Source organism: Nocardioides sp. R-C-SC26 (assembly GCF_021246465.1).
Lineage (GTDB): Bacteria > Actinomycetota > Actinomycetes > Propionibacteriales > Nocardioidaceae > Nocardioides.
The window spans coordinates 38061-58804 of sequence record NZ_JAHRHK010000009.1 but is presented as its reverse complement, the minus strand read 5'-3'; the positions used below and the strand labels follow the sequence as shown (position 1 = coordinate 58804).

Genomic DNA, 20744 nt, shown 5'->3' with positions numbered 1-20744 from the left:
CGACGGCGTCGACCCCCACGGATTCGACGAGCACCCCGGCATGACCCACCGACCCGTGCGCGCCGCTGCGGCGTTCGTGGTGGCCCTGCTCGCGCTGAGCGGAGTCGCGTTCGGCGTCCAGCAGTGGCTCTACGCGCCGCCACCCGTGATGGACCTCCGCCCGATCGCGGCTGCCCAGCAGCCTCCGCTGCCCGCGCCCGCCGTCCAGGCAGCGGCCGCGCCGGCGTCCGGGGTTCCGCTCGTCGACCCCGGGTGGATCCGCCGCACGGCACAGCGCGCGGGCATCCCCGAGGTCGCCGTGCGCGCCTACGCGCGTGCGGAGCTGATGGCGCCACCGGCTTGCGGTCTGGGGTGGACGACGCTGGCGGGGATCGGCTGGATCGAGTCCCAGCACGGCACCATCGGAGGCCGCACGCTCGGCGTCGACGGGTGGTCCTCCAGCCGCATCCTCGGCCCGCCGCTCGACGGCGTCGGCCCCGTGAAGGCGATCCCCTCCACGCCCGACTCGGTGCGCTGGCACGGCAATCCCGACTGGGACCACGCCGTCGGCCCGATGCAGTTCATCCCCAGCACGTGGGCGATGTGGGCGCGCGACGGCGACGGCGACGGCACGGCCGACCCCAACGACCTCGACGACGCCGCCTACGCCGCGGCGGAGTACCTGTGCGCCGACGGCCGTGACCTGGCGAGCGCGGCCGGCTGGAGTGGAGGCGTGCTCTCCTACAACAACGCTCGGAGCTACCTGGAGTCCGTGCACGACGCGGCGACGACCTACGCGGAGCGCACCGCCCGCTGACGCTCGGTCACCTGGCTCGGCTGACGGGGGCGGTGGCGTCCGGTTTCTCGGCCGACCGAGAAAGCGGACCGTGGCCGAGGAAGGTTCATCGGCCAGGGGGCAGTTCCGTCGGTCGGCCGAGAAAACCGGACGACTCTCGCGTGCTCGCTCCGCCCCACCCGTGTCACGCTGGGCGCATGCGCCTGGGCATCACGCTGCTGACCGACCTGCCGTGGGCCGAGGCGCGACCACGGTGGGAGGCGGCCGAGGCGATGGGTTTCGACCACGCCTGGACCTACGACCACCTGGTGTGGGGCGGGCTGCCGGACTCGCCGTGGCGCACGGCGACACCCGTGCTCGGTGCGGCGGCGGCGGTCACAAGCCGGATCGGCCTCGGCACGTTGGTGTCCTCGCCGAACTTCCGCCATCCCTACCTGCTCTTCCGCGACGCGCAGGCACTCGACGACGTCAGCGGGGGCCGCTTCCTCCTGGGCGTCGGCACGGGCGGCGACGTCGACTCCCGGGTGCTCGACGCCGCGCCGCTCACCGTGCGCGAGCGCGTCGACCGCTTCGAGGAGTTCGTACGCACGCTCGTCGCGCTACGCACGGGTGACGACGTCACCCTGGCCGGGCGGTGGGCCTCCCTGCGCGACGCCCGCACACTGCCCGGCCCGGGCCGCACACCGCTGCTGGTGGCCGCCAACGGGCCGCGCAGCGTGCGGCTGGCGGCCGAGGTCGGCGACGGGTGGATCACGACCGGACCGAACTCCTCCGACCTCGAGGAGTGGTTCGACGGGTTGCGTCGCAGCGCCGAGGTCTACGACGAGGCGGTCGGTCACGACCCCGAGGTCGCTGCCCGGCCGCGCTATGTCGTGCTCGACTCCGCGCCCCACCTCGCCGGGACCGGGCGGGTCGCGCTGTCGAGCGTCGACTTCTTCGACGAGCTCGTCGGCCGCGTGGGCGATCTCGGCTTCACCGACGCGGTGACGCACTGGCCCCGCAGCGTCGCGCCCTACGCCGCGTCCGAGCGGGTCCTGGAGCAGATCGCCGCGCGTCGGTGAGCGACCTGGGAGGATGCCCGACGTGGTGAGGCAGGCGTGAGCGGCGGCGCGGGCGGATTCCTCGTACCGGACGACGTCGTGCGGCGACGCCGGGTGGTGCTGCACATCGGCGCGCCGAAGTCCGGCACCACCTATGTCCAGAGTCGGCTGACACGCAACGCCGCCAATCTCGCCCAGCACGGTGTGCTCGTGCCGCAGGGGGCCCCGGACGATCGGCCCGCCGCCCTGGTGTTCCGTGCCGCCCTGGACCTGACCGACGTCCGGATGAACCGCGGCCGTGAGTTCAGCGAGGGCTACTGGCCACGACTCGTCGAGCGCGTCTCGGCGCACGAGGGCACGGTGGTGCTCAGCCACGAGGCGTTCGTCCGGGCCGACGACGCCGCGGTCGAGCGCGCCGTCGCCGACCTCGCCGCCGACGGCGCCGAGCTGCATGTCGTCTACACCGCCCGCGAGCTCGGCAGGCTGCTGGTCTCGGCCTGGTTGGAGGGGCTGAAGAACGGCGGACGGCGCAGTCTCGCCGAGCACCTCGGCCGGGCTCGCGACGGAGATCTCGCCGTGCTGCGCGGCTTCGACATCCCCGCGGTACTGGGCCGGTGGCGCGCCCACCTGCCCGCGGACCGCGTGCACGTGGTGACCGTTCCGCCGGCCACGGCGACCGATCCCGACCTGTTGTGGCACCGCTTCCTCGAGGTCGCGCGGCTGCAGCGTGCCTGGCTGCCCGAGCCCGCGACCCGGGCGAACGCCTCGGTCGGAGTTCCCGAGGCGCAGGTCCTGCTGGCGCTGAACTCCGCATTGGACGGCGAGAGTCGGCGCGGTCGCCGTCATCACGCCGTCGTGCGTCGCATCGTCGTCGGCGACGCGTTGGCGGGCCGGACGTCGCCGCGCGTCGAGTTGGACCCGGCGCACGTGGACTGGGTGCGCGATCGTGCCCGCGGCTATGCCGACTGGGTGCGCGAGCAGCGCCTCGACGTCGTGGGCGACCTGGCCGACCTCGACGTCGTCGCGCCCGACCCCGAGTCCTGGGTCGACCCCGGGGTGCCGCACGCGGGGGTCGCCCCGGCGGCGGCGTCCGCGCTCGCGGCGTTGCTCCGCTCGCGCTGACCTCCGCCCCCGCTCCCCGCGGTCGAGGCGTCGCTCTGCGACCGTCTCGAGACCCCCGTCGGCCAGGGGCGGTCGCTCAGCGTCGGAGAAGCGCGTTAGCGTGCCGGTGCCCGGTCGCTCCGGGCCGGCGGGAGGGGGTGCGCGGTGGGTCTGGTGCCGATGACCGGCCTCGTCACGCTGCGCGCGGCCGATCCGCCGCGCGAGAGCCTCGTCGTGTTCCGCGACGCGCGGCGTGAGGTCGAGCTGCCGATCAAGGCGGCCCTGCCGTACCTCACCAAGGCCCGAGGCCGCGAGGACGCCGACGTCAGCCTCCGTCTGCTGAGTGGCGCGGCGCTGCTCGCCATGCGGCTGGTGGCTGCGGGCCGACTGCACCCGGCCGCCGACGGCGACAGCTGGCGGGCAGGGCCACTCGACGCCACCGATCTCGACCGCGTCGCACGGCTAGCGGAGGGCTGTCGGGGCGACCTCGACGAGGGCGCCGCGAACCAGGTCGTGCGGCAGATGCTGGACGCCGTCGCCGATGCGATGCCGAGAGCGGCCCCGTCGGCGACCCGCCGTGGTCATCTCGCCACCGCCGGTCCGGGTGGCACGACGTCCTCCGACCGCGCGGGCGCCGACTCCGACCGCTTCGCCCGACGGCTGGCCGAGCGCGTCCGGCGTGCCCGCGAGGACGACGCTGCGGCGCGCGCCGCCGACGGTCCAGGAGCCTCCGGGATCCCGCCGTTGCCGCATCTGGTCCGGATCGCCCTGCGCGTGGAGGCAGACGAGGAGGAGCTGCTCGGTGGCTCTGTCCGCGTGGTGGTGCAGGTGCACGACGAGGCCGACGCGATGCATGTCTGCGACGCCGCGGTGCTCTTCACCGCCGGCGAGGAGGCGCACGGCTTCGGCGAGCGGGCGCGGGTGCACGCCTCGTTGGCGCTCCGGGCCGCCGCCGAGGCCTGGCCCCCGCTGGAGCGGCTGCTGGAGCTGCGGGTGCCCGACCAGATCACTCTCGACACCGACGAGATCGTCAGCCTGCTCGACCTCGGCGTCGCCGCACTCGACGCCCGGGGCGTGCTGGTGCACTGGCCGCGCGCGCTCGGCCGCGACCTGCTCGCGTCGACCGCAGTGCTCGACGCACTCGGCCCCGGCGACGGCACCCTCCCGCGCCGGGCTGCGGGCGACCCGATCCACCGCGAGGAGCCGTTGCAGGATCCGATCCTCGGCACCGAGGCGCTGTTCAGCTTCCGCTGGCAGATCGCCTTGGCCGGCGACCCGCTGACGCCTGAGGAGATGGACGAACTCGCGCGCGCGGCTGCGCCGATCCTCAAGTTGCGCGGCAACTGGGTCGTCGTACCGCCCGCGGTCGCCCGCCGCGCGAAGAAGCGCCTGATCCGCACGGTCAAGCCCGCGCAGGCCGTCGCCGCCGCACTGACCGGGCACGTCGACCTCGGGACTCAGGGCGACCCCGGTGGCGACGGCGACCCAGCCGCCGTCGTGGTGGGCGCCAGCCTGCTCCCGGTCCGCGGGCGGCTGCTGGCCGCGGCCTCGCGCGAGCCGGTCCCTCCGCCGGCCGCGCTGCAGGCCACCCTGCGCGACTACCAGCGCCACGGCCTGACCTGGCTCGCCGACCTCACCGATCTCGGCCTGGGCGCCTGCCTCGCCGACGACATGGGGCTGGGCAAGACCCTCACCACGATCGCGCTCCACCTGCACCGCCGAGAGGTCGGGCACACCGGGCCGATGCTCGTGGTCTGCCCGGCCAGCCTCCTCGGCAACTGGGAGGCCGAGCTGCGGCGGTTCGCACCCGACGTCGAGGTGCGGCGTCACCACGCCTCCTCCCGCGACCTCGACGACGCCGTCGCGGGCAGCTGGACCGGCGTCGTGCTGACGACCTACGGCACCATGCGCAACGACCATGTCGAGCTGGCGCAGGTGCCGTGGGACCTCGTCGTCGCCGACGAGGCGCAGCACATCAAGAACCCCGCGACGTCGGTCGCCGCGGCGCTGCGCAAGATCCCCAGCCGCGCCCGGGTCGCGCTGACGGGCACGCCGGTGGAGAACGCTCTCACCGAGCTCTGGGCGATCCTGGACTGGGCGACGCCCGGTCTCCTGGGCAGCCGCAACGCCTTCCGCAAGGCGTGGGCCCAGCCGATCGAGTCCGGCGCCGACCCGGCGGTCGCCCGCCGCTTCGCCGACCTGATCGGACCGTTCGTGCTGCGCCGCCGCAAGTCCGACCCCGGCATCGCGCCCGAGCTGCCGCCGAAGACCGAGACCGACCATCCGCTGGCGCTGACCCGCGAGCAGACCGTCCTCTACGAGGCCTTCGTCCGCGACTGCATGGAGCGGATCGAGCGCGCCGACGAGGACTCCCGCCGCGGCCTGGTGCTCGCGATGCTCACCGGGCTCAAACAGATCTGCAACCACCCCGCCCAGTTCCTCAAGCAGGGCGCCACGTCGTCCGGTGTGCGGCTGCGCGGACGTTCGGAGAAGCTCGACCTCCTCGACGAGCTCGTGACGACCGCGGTCGTCGAAGGGGGTGCCGTGCTGGTGTTCACCCAGTACGTCGAGATGGCCCGGCTGGTGCAGACCCACCTCGGATCCAGCGGCGCGGCGCACCAGCTGCTGCACGGAGGCACCGCGGTGGCCGAGCGCCAGCGCATGGTGGAGCGGTTCCAGCGCGGCGACGTCCCGGTGTTCCTGCTCTCGCTCAAGGCCGGCGGCACCGGGCTCAACCTCACCCGCGCCGACCATGTCGTGCACCTGGACCGGTGGTGGAACCCGGCCGTGGAGGACCAGGCGACCGACCGTGCCTACCGGATCGGGCAGACCCGGCCGGTTCAGGTGCACCGGATGATCATGCGAGGCACGATCGAGGAGCGGATCGGCGACCTGCTGACCCGCAAGCGGGCGATCGCCGACGCCGTCCTGGGCCGCGGCGACGCCGCTCTCACCGAGCTCAGCAACGACGAGTTGCGCGACCTCGTGACGTTGCGCCGCGAGGAACCGTGAGCTCCGGCCCGGCGCCGACGGCGGTGTCGTTCGCGCCCCAACCGCCGCGCGCGGGCGGTGCCCGCGTGCGCTCGTGGTGGGGCAAGGCGTGGTTGCGGGCGGTCGAGGAGGCCGCCTATGCCGAGACCGACCTGAAGGCCGGTCGCGCGCTGGCGCGCGCGGGCACGGTGGGTGGGCTCTCGCTGGACCGCGGCAGGATCGTGGCCGCTGTCTCCGACCGGCACGGTCTGGTGACCGTCGACGTCGCGGTGCCGGTGCTCGACGACGTCGCCCTGACCGCCTTCGCTGAGGTGGTCGCGGCCGAGGCCGGTCGCATCGGCGCCCTGATGGCGGGCGACCTCCCGCACCTGCTCAACGAGCACGCCGAGGAGGTCGGCGTCGAGATCCTGCCCTACGGCGGCGAGCTGACGGCCTCCTGCACGTGCGACGCCTGGCTCGACCCCTGCCCGCACGCCCTCGCCGTGCTCCAGCAGGTCGGATGGCTCGTCGACGGCGATCCTCTCCTGCTGCTCCACCTGCGTGGCCTCCCCCGCCCGGACCTGCTGGCGCGGCTCGCGGCTCTCGACGCCCGGGGCCCCTCGCCGTCCGGCGGCGCAAGCGCCGATGCCGTCGACGAGGGCGACGGCGAAGGCCTGGAGACCGCTCTGGACGCCGTCGTCCGAGCGAGCCGGATCCTCACCCTCCTCGACGACGACGCCGAGGTCCCCGACTCGCTCTGGTAAGCCACCCGTCGGGCCCGTTGCTGGGCGTCACGAGGCCTCGTGAGCCGGGTGCGCTCGTCGGGGACGCCGCGCCCCGCGCCACTCTGCCGGACCCTGCGGCCCGCGTCAGTCGATCTGCAACGCCCGTCGCGCCATCGTGGTGAGCAGTTCCCGCATGGCCTCGACGTCGAGACGGGCGCTGCGCGGCGTGGAGTTGATGAGCCCGAAGACGACGTGGGCCTGCGCTCGGGCGGCGTCGAGGGAGAGGTCGGCGTCGACACCGATGAGCTGCCCCGCCCAGAGGTCGACGTAGGCGCGTTGCAAGGTGCGCACCTCGTCGCGCGCCTCGGCGGGTAGCGACTCCCAGTCGCGGTCCTGGACGACGATCAGCGCGCGATCGCGCAGGGCGAAGTCGACGTGCCAGTCGATGAGCGCCTCGATCGCGGCGCTCGGGTCGTCGGCGGCCTCGACCCGCTCCGTGCCGACGTTCAGCAGACGGTGGCTGGTTCCCACCACCATCTCGGCGAGGATCGCGTCCTTGGACGTGAAATGCTTGTAGAGCGCGGGGCCGGAGATGCCGCAGGCCGCGCCGAGGTCGGCCATGGAGACACCGTGGAAACCGCGACCGGCGAACAGCTCGGCCGCCGTCGTCAGGATCTGCGCGCGCCGTGTCGGCTCGGCTCCCGCGGTCATGGCCCGAGGTTAGCGGTCGTTCACCCCGACGTCGGCCGGTGCCCGACTCGGGTCGTCCATCCCCCGCGTTCACCCGACAGCGGCTGGCCGGGGCGCGATGATGGGGTCGTGAGGGCGGAGCGGGTCGCGGCGCTGGTCGCCGTGCTGGACGAGCTCTGTTCCGGCACGCTCGCGCGCGGCCTCACGGCGAGCGCGGACCCGACGCCGAAGCCGTCGGGCCAGCCGCGCCCGGCCGACGTCGGGTGGCACGACACGCTGGCGATCCTGCGACTGACGTGGGCGCACCGGTGGCTGGAGGCGAGCGCGCTGGCCCGGGCCGTGCCGGAGGTCGCGATCGAGGACCGGGCCGGTTGGTGGCTGCGCACCGCGGTCGTCGGCTGGGCGATCTCCGGTGACCCCGGTGTCGACTCCGCGGTGTTCCTCGGGGCTCTCGGTGACGACGTCCCCGCTATCGAGGACCCACTCGAGCGCTTCGCCGGCTACCTGGTCGTCGAGGCCCTGCTCGCCCATGCACGTCTCGATCTCGCGCACCGTCTCGCCGAACGGCTCGGGCCGCGGATGTGGGAGCTGGGCGAGCTGGCGCCCGGACACCCCTTCGCGAGCATGGTGCGGATCTCCCAGGTGCGCGTGCTGGCGTTTCGCGGCGACATCGCCCGTGCCCGTGATCTGCGTGCCGCCATGACCGACGTCGAGGGAGCAGGGTCGGATCGTCATCGGCGGGTGCAGGCACTCGGCGCCGCCGTCGACTGCCTCGTCCTGGGCAATGCGACCGGTGCCGCCGACGTCCACCGACTCGCCGGCCGGGTCGCCGAGCAGGTGCCGGACACCGCCGACATCGTCGCCGCAGGCTGCCACGCACTCGTCTCCTTCGGCCTGATCTCCGTCGGAGACGTCGCGGGAGCGGGTGCGGCGATCCTGCGGGCCGGCGGCGGGCCGGACCTGGCACAGCTCAACATCATCGACCGCGCGATCGGCCTGGAGACCCTGACCAACCTGGCGCTGAGCGCGGGCGACGTCGACGCCGCCGAGGCCTGGGTGGCGCGTGCCGAGGTCCTGATCGCGCACCCCATCGCCGACTCGACCAGCGCCCGCACCATGAGTCGGATCGCACTCGCTCGCGAGGAGTACGACGAGGCGGTCGCCTGGGCCGAGCGCGCCGTCGAGCGGGCCCGGGAGGTCGACCGGATGATCGAGCTCGCCGAGGGCGAGGTGGTGCTGACGCGTGCTCGGCTCGCGCGCCGTCGGCCGGGCGACACGGCCGCCGCTGCGCGCGAGATCGCGCAGATGGTCGCCGCCGCCGAGGAGCGTGGGCACGGCAGCGCGCGTCGCGGGGCAGCCCGGGTGCTGCGGCCCAGCGGACTCCGGGTGCGGCCGATCGCCGGAGCCGGTGGAGCGGCGCTGTCGGCGCGTCAGCGCGAGGTCGCCGCCCTCGCGGCGGAGGGCGCCAGCAACCGTCAGATCGCACGCCGTCTGGGCATCTCCGAGCACACCGTGCGCACCCACGTCTCCCATGTGCTCGCCGCGTACGGCGTCGTGACGCGGGCGGCCCTGCCGGCGCGGATCGCAGCCGAAGGGCTGTTCGCCGCCCCCGGCGACCTCGACCTCGACGTCTTGACACCGCGCCAGCGCGGGGTGGCCGAAGCCGTCGCTCGCGGCTGCTCCAACCAGGAGATCGCCGTCGAGCTGGGGATCAGCGTGCGCACTGTCGAACGACACGTCACCGACGTGATGGCCCGCCTCGCCCTGCCAGGCCGGACGGCGCTCGCTGCCGGCGTCCTCGCTGCTTCCGGCGGCGGTTGACCCCGCTGGCCCTCGCCGCTCGAGCCCCGGTGCTCCTGATGGTCGAGGAGGTCGCTCTGCGACCGTCACGAGACCTGGTGGGTGGGACGTGCGCCGTGGCCGGAGTCCGTGCCTCAGACCAGGAAGGCCCGCAGCCGGTCGTGGTAGCCCGGCGGCTCCAGCAGGAACGAGTCGTGGCCCCAGGGTGAGGAGAGCTCGGCGAAGTCGACGTCGACGCCGAGCTCGCGCAGCGCCGTGACGCCGGCGATCGACTGGGCGGTGGAGAAGCGCCAGTCGGAGTCGAAGGAGGTCACCTGGAACCGGGTGCGCGTGCCGCGCAGCGCTTCGGTGGTGCCGGGCTCGGCGAACGGGTCGAAGTAGTCCAGCAGCCTGGTCAGATAGAGGTAGGCGTTCGCGTCGAACCGTTCCACGAAGCTGTCGCCCTGGTGCTGCAGGTACGACTCCACGGCGAAGTCGGGGGCGAGCGTCATCGGTCCCGGCGCCCGCTCGTGGCCGAACTTCGCGGCGAGCGAGCCGGCGGAGACGTAGGTTATGTGCGCCATCATCCGCGCGACCTTCAGGCCCTGGCGGGGGATCGTGCCGTGCTCGGCGTAGCGGCCGTCGTGGAAGTCCGGGTCGCCCATGATCGCCTGCCGTGCGACGGAGGAGAACGCGATGTTCTCCGTCGAGATCCGGCCGGACGCCGCGACCAGGACCGCGCGTTCGACCTGCTCGGGAGCGTCGATCACCCACTGCAGTACCTGCATGCCGCCGAGCGAGCCACCGACCGCCGCCGCAAGACGGTCGATGCCCAGGTGCTGCAGCAGACGGCGGTGCGTGGCGACGACGTCGCCCATGTGCAACAGCGGGAAGTCCAGTCCGTACGGGGTGCCGGTCGCCGGGTCGATCGACGACGGCCCGGTCGTGCCGGAGCAGCCGCCGAGCATGTTGGCGCAGACGACGAAGAAGCGGTCGGTGTCCAGCGGCTTGCCGGGGCCGATCAGGTTGTCCCACCAACCGCGCCTCTTCGCGCCCAGATGCAGACCGGCGGCGTGCGCGTCGCCGGTGAGGGCATGGCAGACGAACACCGCGTTGCTGCGTGTGGCGTCGAGGGCTCCGTAGGTCTCGTAGGCGACCTCGACGTGCGGCAGGGTGCGCCCGGAGCGCAGCACCAGCGGGTCGTGCCCGGAGGCGAGCACGACCCGCTGGGTCTGGACATGGCCGAGCGTCCCGCGGGGGCGGGATGACGTCACGGGCAGGTCACTTGGAGGCGGCCAGCGCCTGCTCGAGGTCGGCGATCAGGTCCTCGACGTTCTCGATGCCCACCGAGAGCCGCACCATGTCCTCCGGCACGCCCGCGGCCTCGAGCTCGGACGGCGTGAGCTGACTGTGCGTCGTGGAGGCGTTGTGGATCGCCAGCGACTTCGCGTCGCCGATGTTGGCCAGGTGGCTGAAGAGCTGCAGCGCCTCGATGAAGGTGGTGCCGCCCGTGCGGCCGGACTTGAGACCGAAGCTGACCAGGCCGCCGTAGCCGCGGCCGGTGAAGATGCGGTCGGCGACCTCCTTGGAGGCGTCGCCGTCCAGGCCGGGGTAGTTCACCCACGACACGGCGTCATGGCCCTGGAGGAACCGGGCGACCTCCAGCGCGTTCTCGCTGTGCCGCTCCATCCGCAGATGCAGGGTCTCCAGGCCTTGGAGGAAGAGCCAGGAGTTCAGCGGCGCTACCGCGGCGCCGGTGTTGCGCAGCAGCACGGTGCGGGCACGGATGATGTAGGCGAGGTTGCCGACGGCCTCGGTCCACACCACGCCGTGGTAGGCGTCGTCGGGCTGGGTCAGGCCGGGGAAGCGGTCGGCGTGTGCGGCCCAGTCGAAGTTGCCGGAGTCGACGATGATGCCGCCGATGGAGGTGCCGTGCCCGCCGATGTACTTGGTGGCCGAGTGCACCGAGACGTCGGCGCCGTGGTCGAAGACGCGCGCGAGCAGCGGGGTCGGGGCAGTGTTGTCGACGATGAGCGGGAGCCCCTGCGCGTGCGCCGCATCCGCCCAGGCACGGATGTCGACGACGTTGATCTTGGGGTTGCCGACGGTCTCGGCGAAGACGAGCTTGGTCTTCTCGTCGACGTGCTCGGCGAGCTCCTCGGGCTTGTTGGGGTCGACGAAGCGGACCTCGATGCCGAACTGCGGCAGCGTGTGCGCGAAGAGCGCGTAGGTTCCGCCGTAGAGAGTGGAGAGGGCGACGATGTTGTCGCCGGCGTAGGTCAGGTTGAGCACGGCGTAGGTGATCGCACTCGAGCCGGACGCCGTGGCGAGTGCGCCGACGCCGCCCTCGAGCTGGGTGAGCCGCTCCTCGAACACCGACTGCGTCGGGTTCATGATCCGGGTGTAGATGTTGCCGGGCTCGGCGAGCGCGAACAGGTTGGCGGCGTGCTCGGTGTCGTTGAAGACGTAGGACGTGGTCTGGTAGATCGGCACCGCGCGAGCGTTGGTGGCCGGGTCGGCCTGCTCCTGCCCGGCGTGGACAGCGAGGGTCTCGGGTCGATAGGTCATGGCGCGCTCTCCTATGAACGACGTGGGGGATCCCTCGAAAGTAGACCCTCGTGCTGGACTTTCAAATGAACGTCCGGTTCCCGGACTTCCGAGACTGGTTAACGATCGCTAACCTAGCCACGTGACCGCGACGCCCGACGCCACCCAGCCGACCGACCTGCGCGCGCTCACCGAGCAGTTGCGCGAACACCTGACACGCGCCCGCCAGGGTGGCAGCGAGGCCGCCCGCGCGAAGCACACCGGCCGCGGCAAGCTCCTTGCCCGCGACCGGGTCGACCACCTGCTCGACCCCGGCAGCCCCTTCCTCGAACTGAGCCCCTTGGCCGCTCACGGCATGTACGGCTCTCCCGGCGAGACGCCCGTCCCGAGCGCGGGCGTCGTGGCCGGCATCGGCGCGGTGAGCAACAGGCTCTGCGTCGTCGTCGCCAACGACGCCACCGTCAAGGGCGGTACCTACTACCCGATGACGGTGAAGAAGCACCTGCGCGCGCAGCAGATCGCCGCCGACAACCGACTGCCCTGCATCTACCTGGTCGATTCCGGCGGCGCGTTCCTGCCGATGCAGGACGACGTCTTCCCCGACCGCGAGCACTTCGGCCGGATCTTCTTCAACCAGGCCAACCTCAGCGCCCGCGGCATCCCGCAGATCGCCAGCGTGATGGGCTCCTGCACCGCCGGCGGCGCCTACGTTCCGGCGATGAGCGACGAGACCGTGATCGTGCGCAACCAGGGCACGATCTTCCTGGGCGGCCCGCCGCTGGTGAAGGCCGCGACCGGCGAGGTCGTGACCGCCGAGGAGCTCGGCGGCGGCGACGTCCACGCGCGCACCTCGGGAGTCGTCGACCACCTCGCCGAGGACGACACCCACGCGCTGCAGATCGTGCGCGACATCGTCGCCACCACGCCGGCCTCGTTCGCCGTCGATGCGCCGGCACCGTGGGAGGTCCGTGAGGTCGAGGAGCCGCACGAGGACCCGGCCTCCCTCTACGACGTCGTCCCGGCCGACACCCGAACGCCCTACGACGTGCGCGAGGTGATCCGCCGCATCGTCGACGGCAGCCGGCTGCAGGAGTTCAAGCAGCTCTACGGCGAGACGCTGGTGTGCGGCTTCGCCCACATCTGGGGTCACCCGGTGGGCATCGTGGCCAACAACGGGATCCTCTTCAGCGAGTCGGCCCTCAAGGGCGCGCACTTCATCGAGCTGTGCAACCAACGCGGCATCCCGCTGGTCTTCCTGCAGAACATCAGCGGATTCATGGTCGGCCGCGAGTACGAGAACCGCGGCATCGCTCGTGACGGCGCCAAGCTGGTGACGGCGGTCGCGTGCAGCGTCGTCCCGAAGTTCACCGTGGTGATCGGGGGCTCGTTCGGTGCCGGCAACTACGGCATGTGCGGGCGCGCCTACGACCCCCGGTTCTTGTGGATGTGGCCGAACGCCCGGATCTCGGTGATGGGCGGGGAGCAGGCGGCCTCGGTGCTCGCGACCGTCGCCGGACGCGCCGAGGACGCGGACGTCGAGGAGTTCAAGGCGCCGATCCGCGAGCAGTACGAGACGCAGGGCTCGCCGTACTACGCCACGGCGCGGTTGTGGGACGACGGTGTGATCGATCCGGTCGACACCCGCAGGGTGCTCGGCATGGGCCTGGCAGCGGCCGCGCACGCGCCGGTGCCCGAGCCCACCTACGGCATCTTCCGGATGTGAGCCGCGCAGCGCCGCGGGAGGAACGAACGCGGAGGCTGGCCTCCGGTGGTTGAGGAGCCCGCGAGGAACGAGCGGGCGTCTCGAAACCCCGTACGACGAAAGGCAATCTGATGACAGGCCCGATCTCCGCCCTGCTGATCGCCAACCGCGGCGAGATCGCCCGACGGGTGATCCGCACCTGTCGACGGCTCGGCATCACCGCCGTCGCGATCTACACCGACGCCGACGCCGCCGCCCTCCACGTGCGCGAGGCCGACCGGGCGCTGCGGGTGCCGTCCTACCTCGACGTCGAGGCCGTGGTGGCTGCCGCCGTCGAGGCCGGTGCGGACGCCGTCCACCCCGGCTACGGCTTCCTCTCCGAGCGGGCGCCGTTCGCCCGGGCGCTGGAGGCGGCGGGTGTGACGCTGGTCGGGCCGAGCGCCGACGTGATGGACCAGATGGGCCGCAAGGACGCCGCGCGTGCGATCGCCGTCGCGGCCGGCGTGCCGGTCATCCCGGCCTACGACCTCGACGACGACCCGACGTCCTTCACCTATCCGGTGCTGGTCAAGGCCGCCGCCGGTGGTGGCGGCAAGGGCATGCGCGTGGTGCGCAGCGCCGAGCAGTTCGCCGAGGCGCTGGCCTCGGCGCAGGGCGAGGCCCGTCGCTCCTTCGGTGACGACGTGATGCTCGTCGAGACCTACGTCGAGTCCGGCCGGCACATCGAGGTGCAGGTCGTCGGCGATGCCCACGGCACGGTGCTGCACTTCCACGAGCGCGACTGCTCCGCGCAGCGGCGGCACCAGAAGGTGCTGGAGGAAGCGCCCGCACCCACCCTCGACGACGCCACGCGCGCGAGGATCTGTGCCGCGGCGGTCGATCTGGCATCGCACGTCGGCTACACCGGTGCCGGCACGGTGGAGTTCCTCTACGACCAGGCCAGCGGCGATTTCTACTTCCTGGAGATGAACACCCGCCTGCAGGTCGAGCACCCGGTGACCGAGCTGATCACCGGCGTCGACCTCGTCCAGCTGCAGTTGCGGGTCGCGGCCGGTGAGCCGATCGGCCTCGCGCAGAGCGACGTCGTCGTGACCGGGCACGCCGTCGAGGCGCGGGTCTATGCCGAGGACGCCTTCGCGGGGTTCCTGCCGCAGGCGGGCCGGGCGAGCTGGGTGCGCTGGCCGGAGCAGACCTGGAGTCCCGACCCGGACCCGGGTCGGTTGATCGACCTGGCCGACGGCGAGGATCCGGCGCCGCAGTTCGGCGTCCGCGTCGACCATGCGCTGGAGAGCGGCCAGATCGTCACCCCCGCCTTCGACCCGATGCTCGGCAAGGTGATCGCCTGGGCTTCTGGCCGCGAGGAGGCGTTGATGCTCCTGACCGAGGCGCTGGAGCGGACGGCGGTGATGGGACTCACCACGAACGTCGCCTACCTCGCCGCGCTCGTCGACCACGACGACTTCCGCCAGGCCCGGCACGACACGGCCTGGCTCGACCGTCTCGACCTGCCCCGACCCGACGACGGCGACGCGCTCGCGTTCGCCGAGGTCACCCTGCGCACGCAGCTGCGTCGCGCCCCCCGCGGCCCGTGGGAGGCCGACGGCTTCCGTGCCGGCGGTCCGGCGGCCGACCTCGTCGAGCACGGTCGCACGCTGCCGTCGAGGGCCGGGACGCACGGCGGCTTCTCGGTGGACGGCGACGTCGTCCACGGTGGGTTCCGCGGGTGGGGTGCGGTGCGTCGCAGCGCCGACGGCACCGAGATCGTGCACCGCGGGCACCGGGTCGATCTCGGGCCGCACCGCGACCGGAGCGCGTCCCTCGCCGCCGGAGACGGCACGGTCGCGGCGCCGATGCCCGGTACCGTGCTGGACATCCGGGTCGCCGTCGGCGAGGAGGTCGTCGAGGGCCAGGCGCTGGGGGCGATGGAGGCCATGAAGATGGAGCTCACCCTGCGTGCTCCGTTCGACGGCGTCGTCACCGCGGTGCCCGCCGTCGCCGGCGGTCAGGTGCCCCTCGGCGCGGTGCTGCTGGAGATCGAGCCGCACGAGGGCGCCGGGAGCGGGGCGTCGTGACCGCCGAGCTCGGGTTGCCGATGGTCTTTCCCGATCCCGACCTGACGCGCGCCATCACGCTCTACGAGGTCGGCCCCCGTGACGGTCTCCAGAACGAGGCCGCCCACGTGCCGACATCGGTCAAGGCCGAGTTCGTGCGCCGCCTGCTCGCCGCGGGCCTGCCGATCGTGGAGGCGACCAGCTTCGTGCATCCGAGGTGGGTGCCGCAGCTCGCCGACGCCGCGGAGCTGATGGACCTCCTCGTCGACGAGATCGGAGACGCCGCGCGCGACCTGCCGGTGCTCGTGCCCAACGAACGCGGCCTGGATCGCGCCATCGACCTCGGCCTGCGCCACATCGCGATCTTCGCCTCGGCGACGGAGACCTTCGCCCGACGCAACCTCAACCGTGGGCTCGACGACCAGTTCGCCATGTTCGAGCCGACCGTCGCCCGGGCGCGCGCGGCCGGCATGGAGGTCCGCGCCTACGTCTCGATGTGCTTCGGGGACCCCTGGGAGGGCGGCGTTGCCATCGACCAGGTGACCTCGGTCGGACGACGACTGGTCGACCTCGGTGCGGGTCAGCTCAGCCTCGGCGACACGATCGGCGTCGGCACCCCGGGGCATGTCGTCGGCCTCGTCGACGCCTTCCGCCAGGTCGGGCTCCCGCCGGACCGCCTCGCCCTGCACGTGCACGACACCTACGGCCAGGCGCTCTCCAACGTGCAGGCGGCGCTCTACGCCGGCGTCACCACGTTCGACGTCAGCGCCGGCGGCCTGGGCGGCTGCCCCTACGCGAAGTCGGCCACCGGCAACCTCGCCACCGAGGACCTGCTCTGGATGCTCACCGGCCTCGGCGTCGAGCACGGGGTCGACCTGGACGCCGTCCTCGCCACGAGCGTGTGGATGGCCGAGCAACTCGGTCGCCCCAGCCCGAGCGCCGTCGTCCGGGCGCTGGCGGGTGGGAGGTGAGTGCGGGATGGTTGTGAGCGTCCGAACCGTCTCAGACTCACCGCCCGGGCGGGGGCGGTCGGTGGAGCGGTGCGTGTGCGACGGTCTGGCGCCCCGAACCGTCTCAGACTCACCGCTCCACCGAACCCGCCGGCACCCTGTCACGCGATCCCCCCGCACTAGGATCGGCGCGTGAGTCGCGCGGTCTATCTGCACATCGGTGCGCCCAAGACCGGCACCACCTATCTGCAGGACCGGTTGGCGGTGAACGCCCGCTCGCTCGCGGCCAACGGCGTCCACTTCCCGGCCCGCAACCCGATGACGAGCCCCGCGCTGAGCCAGTTCCGCGCCGCTCTGGACCTGTTGGACCAGGACTGGGGCGGCCCGGCCGGGCACGCCGAGGGCTACTGGGAGGCGATGACGCGCAAGGCCCGGAGGCTCAGCGGGTCGGTGATCATCAGCCACGAGATCCTGGCTCCCGCGACGCCGAGCCAGGTCGCGAAGGCGGTCGCCTCCTTCGGACGTGCCGAGGTGCACGTCGTGTACTCCGCGCGCGACATGGCGCGGCAGCTGCCCGCGGCCTGGCAGGAGTCCATCAAGCAAGGGCGTCGCTGGAGCTATCGCTCCTTCCTCGACCGCGTCACGACCCAGCGGCCGTGGTTCGCGCGCGCCTTCGACCTGCCGGGTGTGCTGGCGACCTGGGGCGAGGTGGTCCCGACCGAACGGCTCCACGTCGTCGCCGTCCCCCAGACCTCCGGCCCCGAGCTGTGGCAGCGCTTCTGCGCCGTCTTCGAGATCGACCCCGACTGGGCGCCGCGCGAGAGCGAGGCGGTCAACGCCTCGCTCGGTGTCGCCGAGACGGCGATGCTGCGACGCCTGAACCGGCGGATGCGGCGCGACGCCCGACGCGAGGCCCGCTTCGACGAGCTGATGCGCGAGATGCTCGCCCAGGACCGCCTGGTGCGCCGACAGAGCGCACCGCTGCTCGTGCCTCCGCGCCTGGACCCGTGGGTCGAGGAGGAGGCGCAGCGCTGGATCGACTACCTCACCGCCAGCGGCGTCCACGTCGTCGGAGACGTCGAGGACCTGCGCCCGCGTCCCCGCGACCCCGACGTCGCGTGGGTCAACCCGGACAAGATCGGCCCGAAGCCGCAACTGCGCGCGGCGCTCGACGCGCTCTCGGCGATGACCCTCGAGGCGACCCGTCGGGAGGATCCCGACGGCAAGATCGTCGCGAAGGTGCGCAGCCGGGTGCGTGAGCTGCGAGATGACTGAGGCGGCCCCGGGCCGCCCGACCTCCGGCGACGGCGAGCGAGTCGCGTGGGGCTGGGTGGCCCATCTCCGCGACGGCGGGACCACGCCGTGGGAGGCGTGGCGCGCACAGCTCGATGTCGCCAGCAACGGCGAACGGAGTGGCCGCTACCTGCCGGGCGCGCAGCAGTTGGAGCTGCTCCGCCGGCTGAACCTCGCTGGGACGCCGGACCCTGCTCTCGTCGAGCGGGTCGTCGCGGCGAGCGCGCCGGGCCGCGGGACCTCCGACCTCGAACTGGTGGGCGCCGCACCCCCGGTGCGGTGGGGCCCACGTCCGGTCGACCCCGCGACCCTCCCCCCGGCCGAGCTGATCCGGGTCGCCTCGCTGCTCCTGGCCGAGGACGTCGTCGCCGACGCCGCGCCTGCGCCCGAGCCGCCACGCTTCCGGCGCGTGTGGGCGCGCCCGCACCGACTGGTCGGCGACGCCTGGCTGGCCGATCCGTTGCGGCTCGAGCTGATCCGGCGAGGTCGTCCACCGGGCGGGCGCTCGGCGATGGTCTACGTGCTCGGGGCCGACGTCGCGACGATGACGGTGCACGCGTTCACCGCCCGCGCCTTCGACGAGGGCGGCCAGTCGTGGGAGGAGTGGCTCGGCGATCCCTCCCGACGTCCGCTGCCGCCGCGGGCCGACCTGGCCGCCGCGGCCGACTGGTGGCGAGAGCGGGTCGGACGGTCCCGGATCCGGATCGCCCTGGACGCCGACCAGACGGCCCGCGCTGCGCGCGCGCGTCGTCTTCCGCGGCCCCCCGCCGTCTCCGCGGACGGCGTCGACCTCGCTCGTCGCGTGGCCGCACCGCTGGGTCTGCTGGTGCTGCCGGCAGAGCGCGCCCGACTGCTCCGCTCGACACTGCTGCCGCGGCTGGCCGCGCACCCGGGGCCTGCCCTGGCGCTGCCGGACTCTCACCGGGAGTGGGCGCGTGAGCGCGCCGACCGGATGCGTCGGCACCTGCGTGCGCAGGACTACCGTGTGCTCGGTGATCTCGACCAGCTCCTGCCCTCGGCCGCCGACGGCGGGTCGGCGGCGACGGTGAATGCTCCGGACGACCAGCGGGTGCTCGACCTGGCGGTGCGGTTGTTGATCGAGCGGGACGGGTCGGATCAGCACGCTCGCGGGACGGGGGAGCGGGCAGATGGCTGAGCGCGTCTACCTCCACGTCGGCACCCCCAAGACCGGCACGTCGTACTTCCAGGACGTGTTGTTCCGCAACCGACGCACCCTGGCCGGTCACGGCGTCCTCTACCCGGCGGATCGCTTCGACGCGCACTTCCTGGCGGCCCTGGATCTGATGAAGCTCCCGTGGGGCGGCCTGGAGGCCGAGGCCATCGGTGCCTGGGACGCCCTCGCAGAGCGGGTCCGCCGCCATCGCGGGACGGCGATCATCAGCCACGAGATCCTGGCGGCGGCATCCCGGTCCCAGGTGGGCCGTGCTCTGGAGAGCCTGGGCCATCGCACGGACACCGGCGCCGGTGCCGGCGGTGTGGAGGTGCACGTCGTGCTGTCGGTGCGCGACCTGGTGCGTCAGATCCCGGCCGAATGGCAGGAGAACGTCAAGCACCGGAGCCCGATCACCTACGCCCGGTTCCTGGAGGAGATCGGCGACCCCGCGCGGGACACCCGGATCTCGAGCTGGTTCTGGAACGTGCAGGAGATCCCCGCGATCCTCGACCGCTGGGCGCACGACCTGCCTCCCGAGCACGTGCACCTGGTGACCGTGCCGCCGCCGGGCGGTGCCCCCGACGTCCTGTGGACCAGGTTCTCCCAGACGTTCGGCCTCGACGGCTACGACCTCGACCTGGAGACCGAGCGGGCCAACCCGTCCCTCGGCGCGCCCGAGACGGCGCTCATCCGTCGGGTGAACCTGGCCGCGAACAAGCAGCTCGCACCGACCGACTACCGCCCGCTGGTGCGTGAGCTCCTCGCCCACCAGACCCTGTCCCAGCGTCGCGACTCTCCGCGGCTCGGCGTCCCGCCGCACCTGCACGCCTGGGTCGGCGAGATCGAGCGGTCCTGGGCGGCGGAGATCCGCGCGCGCGGCTACGACGTCGTCGGAGACGTGAACGAGCTCATCGGGCAGCCGTCGACGGAGTGGAGCGACCCCGACCGGCCGATCGAACGGCAGGTCGCGTCGGCTGCCGTGGACGCCGTCCGGGCACTGGCGTTGGAGGCGGCGCGTCTGCGCGCCGAAGAGGCGCGGCTCCGCGACGAGCTCCACGAGGCGCACCGGGCGCTCGAGCGGAGCTACCTGCGCCCGACCTACCGCTGGCGGGAGAAGTTCGTGCGCCGGTTGCAGACCAGCAGCATCGGTCGTGGCGTGCTCAAGGCCTACCGCGGTGCCCGCGGAAGGAACTCTCTCTCGGCGTAGCGGCCGATCTTCCAGGTGGCCCAGCCGTCGGCGCCCATGCCGACCAGGCCGCCGACGACCGGCACCCGCCGTCCCGCGGTGGTCGCCAGACGCCGTCCGGCCACCCGCGCGATCAGTTCGGCGGCCACGGCCGAGGCGATCGCCTGGTCGAGCGAGGCGTCGTGCACCGGTGCCGTGGCGATCGCCATCGGCGGGGCGGGCAGGCGGCGCTGCTTGATGAGCCCGTCGACGGCGTCCGCGCCGAGCGTGGTGACCAGGATGGCGTTGTGCACCCGCGGATCCTGGATGTCGTAGCCGCGCAGGTGCGCCACTGCTGCGACCATGCGGCACTGCAGGACGGCGAGCCCGGTGAGGTTGGCGGGCAGGGTGACGGTGAGGGTGACCAGTCCACCGAGGTTGGTGACGAAGCCGGCCGCCCCCGCGAAGCGGACGTGGTCGTCGACGACGGCGTGCACCGCCTTCCTCACGTCGCCCTCGTGCTCCTCCAACGCCCGACGGGCCGTGAGGTGGGCGGGCTGGAACGGGCCGACGCCGTCGACGGCGCGGTGCAGGGCCTCCCGGACGAACGAGGCGGACACGCCCGGTGCGGCACCGGCGAGCTTCGGCGCGAGCTTGGGGGCCAGCCGCGGCGCGACCTGCGTCGCCAGCCGGGTTCCGATGCTCCTCTTCGCTCCCACGCCGCCAGCCTACGAAAGGACCCCTGACCTGTCGGGGTGAGCCTCGCGCGCGACCTCCTCGAC

At 73.1% G+C, this 20744-nt stretch carries 16 protein-coding genes; 12 read left to right on the top strand and 4 right to left on the bottom strand.

The window, feature by feature from the left end:
* The first annotated feature begins 40 nt into the window (after nt 1-40).
* The 5 genes from KSO97_RS10065 (at nt 41) to KSO97_RS18295 (ending at nt 6650) form a co-directional block, all read left to right on the top strand.
* Nucleotides 41-796: a lytic murein transglycosylase gene (locus tag KSO97_RS10065; RefSeq protein ID WP_232678441.1), complete on the top strand. Its 756-nt coding sequence runs from the start codon at nt 41-43 to the stop codon at nt 794-796.
* A gap of 176 nt (nt 797-972) precedes the next feature.
* Nucleotides 973-1836: an LLM class flavin-dependent oxidoreductase gene (locus KSO97_RS10060; protein WP_232678439.1), complete on the top strand. Its 864-nt coding sequence runs from the start codon at nt 973-975 to the stop codon at nt 1834-1836.
* A 36-nt stretch (nt 1837-1872) separates the two neighbouring features.
* Nucleotides 1873-2937 (top strand): hypothetical protein, encoded by a 1065-nt coding sequence (locus KSO97_RS10055; RefSeq protein ID WP_232678437.1) that lies wholly within the window; start codon nt 1873-1875, stop codon nt 2935-2937.
* A 144-nt stretch (nt 2938-3081) separates the two neighbouring features.
* Nucleotides 3082-5928: a DEAD/DEAH box helicase gene (locus tag KSO97_RS10050; RefSeq protein ID WP_308188283.1), complete on the top strand. Its 2847-nt coding sequence runs from the start codon at nt 3082-3084 to the stop codon at nt 5926-5928.
* Nucleotides 5925-6650 carry an SWIM zinc finger family protein gene (locus KSO97_RS18295; protein WP_232678435.1) on the top strand — a complete coding sequence of 242 codons (726 nt, stop codon included), beginning with the start codon at nt 5925-5927 and terminating at the stop codon, nt 6648-6650. Before KSO97_RS10050 ends, KSO97_RS18295 begins: the two co-directional genes overlap by 4 nt.
* Before the next feature lie 105 nt (nt 6651-6755).
* Here the strand turns inward: KSO97_RS18295 and KSO97_RS10040 are convergent, their stop codons facing one another.
* Nucleotides 6756-7322: a TetR/AcrR family transcriptional regulator gene (locus KSO97_RS10040; RefSeq protein WP_232678433.1), complete on the bottom strand. Its 567-nt coding sequence runs from the start codon at nt 7320-7322 to the stop codon at nt 6756-6758.
* 108 nt (nt 7323-7430) lie between these two features.
* On the opposite strand from KSO97_RS10040, the gene KSO97_RS18290 reads away from it, so the two are divergent.
* Nucleotides 7431-9122, top strand: a complete 1692-nt coding sequence (locus KSO97_RS18290) for a helix-turn-helix transcriptional regulator (RefSeq protein WP_232678431.1) — start codon at nt 7431-7433, stop codon at nt 9120-9122.
* Between the two features lie 113 nt (nt 9123-9235).
* Here KSO97_RS18290 and KSO97_RS10030 read toward each other — a convergent pair whose 3' ends face one another.
* Both KSO97_RS10030 and KSO97_RS10025 read right to left on the bottom strand, forming a co-directional pair.
* Nucleotides 9236-10354, bottom strand: a complete 1119-nt coding sequence (locus tag KSO97_RS10030; RefSeq protein WP_232678429.1) for a homoserine O-acetyltransferase — start codon at nt 10352-10354, stop codon at nt 9236-9238.
* A 7-nt stretch (nt 10355-10361) separates the two neighbouring features.
* Nucleotides 10362-11648, bottom strand: coding sequence for an O-acetylhomoserine aminocarboxypropyltransferase/cysteine synthase family protein (locus tag KSO97_RS10025; protein WP_232678427.1), 1287 nt, complete (start codon nt 11646-11648; stop codon nt 10362-10364).
* A 121-nt stretch (nt 11649-11769) separates the two neighbouring features.
* Here KSO97_RS10025 and KSO97_RS10020 point away from each other — a divergent pair, with 121 nt between their 5' ends.
* From KSO97_RS10020 to KSO97_RS09995, 6 genes are all read left to right on the top strand, one after another.
* Entirely contained in the window at nt 11770-13350 is a 1581-nt protein-coding gene (locus tag KSO97_RS10020; protein WP_308188282.1) for a carboxyl transferase domain-containing protein, read from the top strand.
* 110 nt (nt 13351-13460) lie between these two features.
* Nucleotides 13461-15401, top strand: coding sequence for a biotin carboxylase N-terminal domain-containing protein (locus tag KSO97_RS10015; RefSeq protein ID WP_232678425.1), 1941 nt, complete (start codon nt 13461-13463; stop codon nt 15399-15401).
* Nucleotides 15402-15421: 20 nt separating this feature from the next.
* Nucleotides 15422-16351, top strand: a complete 930-nt coding sequence (locus KSO97_RS10010) for a hydroxymethylglutaryl-CoA lyase (protein ID WP_269782302.1) — start codon at nt 15422-15424, stop codon at nt 16349-16351.
* Between the two features lie 171 nt (nt 16352-16522).
* Complete coding sequence (locus KSO97_RS10005) at nt 16523-17605, top strand: hypothetical protein (RefSeq protein WP_232678421.1); 1083 nt, start codon at nt 16523-16525, stop codon at nt 17603-17605.
* Nucleotides 17598-18779: a hypothetical protein gene (locus tag KSO97_RS10000; RefSeq protein WP_232678420.1), complete on the top strand. Its 1182-nt coding sequence runs from the start codon at nt 17598-17600 to the stop codon at nt 18777-18779. The genes KSO97_RS10005 and KSO97_RS10000 overlap by 8 nt, the downstream gene beginning before the upstream one ends.
* A complete protein-coding gene (locus KSO97_RS09995; RefSeq protein WP_232678419.1) occupies nt 18772-20004 on the top strand; it encodes a hypothetical protein in 1233 nt (410 codons plus the stop codon). The genes KSO97_RS10000 and KSO97_RS09995 overlap by 8 nt, the downstream gene beginning before the upstream one ends.
* Here the strand turns inward: KSO97_RS09995 and KSO97_RS09990 are convergent.
* Complete coding sequence (locus KSO97_RS09990) at nt 19965-20681, bottom strand: EcsC family protein (RefSeq protein ID WP_232678417.1); 717 nt, start codon at nt 20679-20681, stop codon at nt 19965-19967. The two genes, KSO97_RS09995 and KSO97_RS09990, sit on opposite strands and share 40 nt — an antisense overlap.
* Nucleotides 20682-20744: the final 63 nt, after the last annotated feature.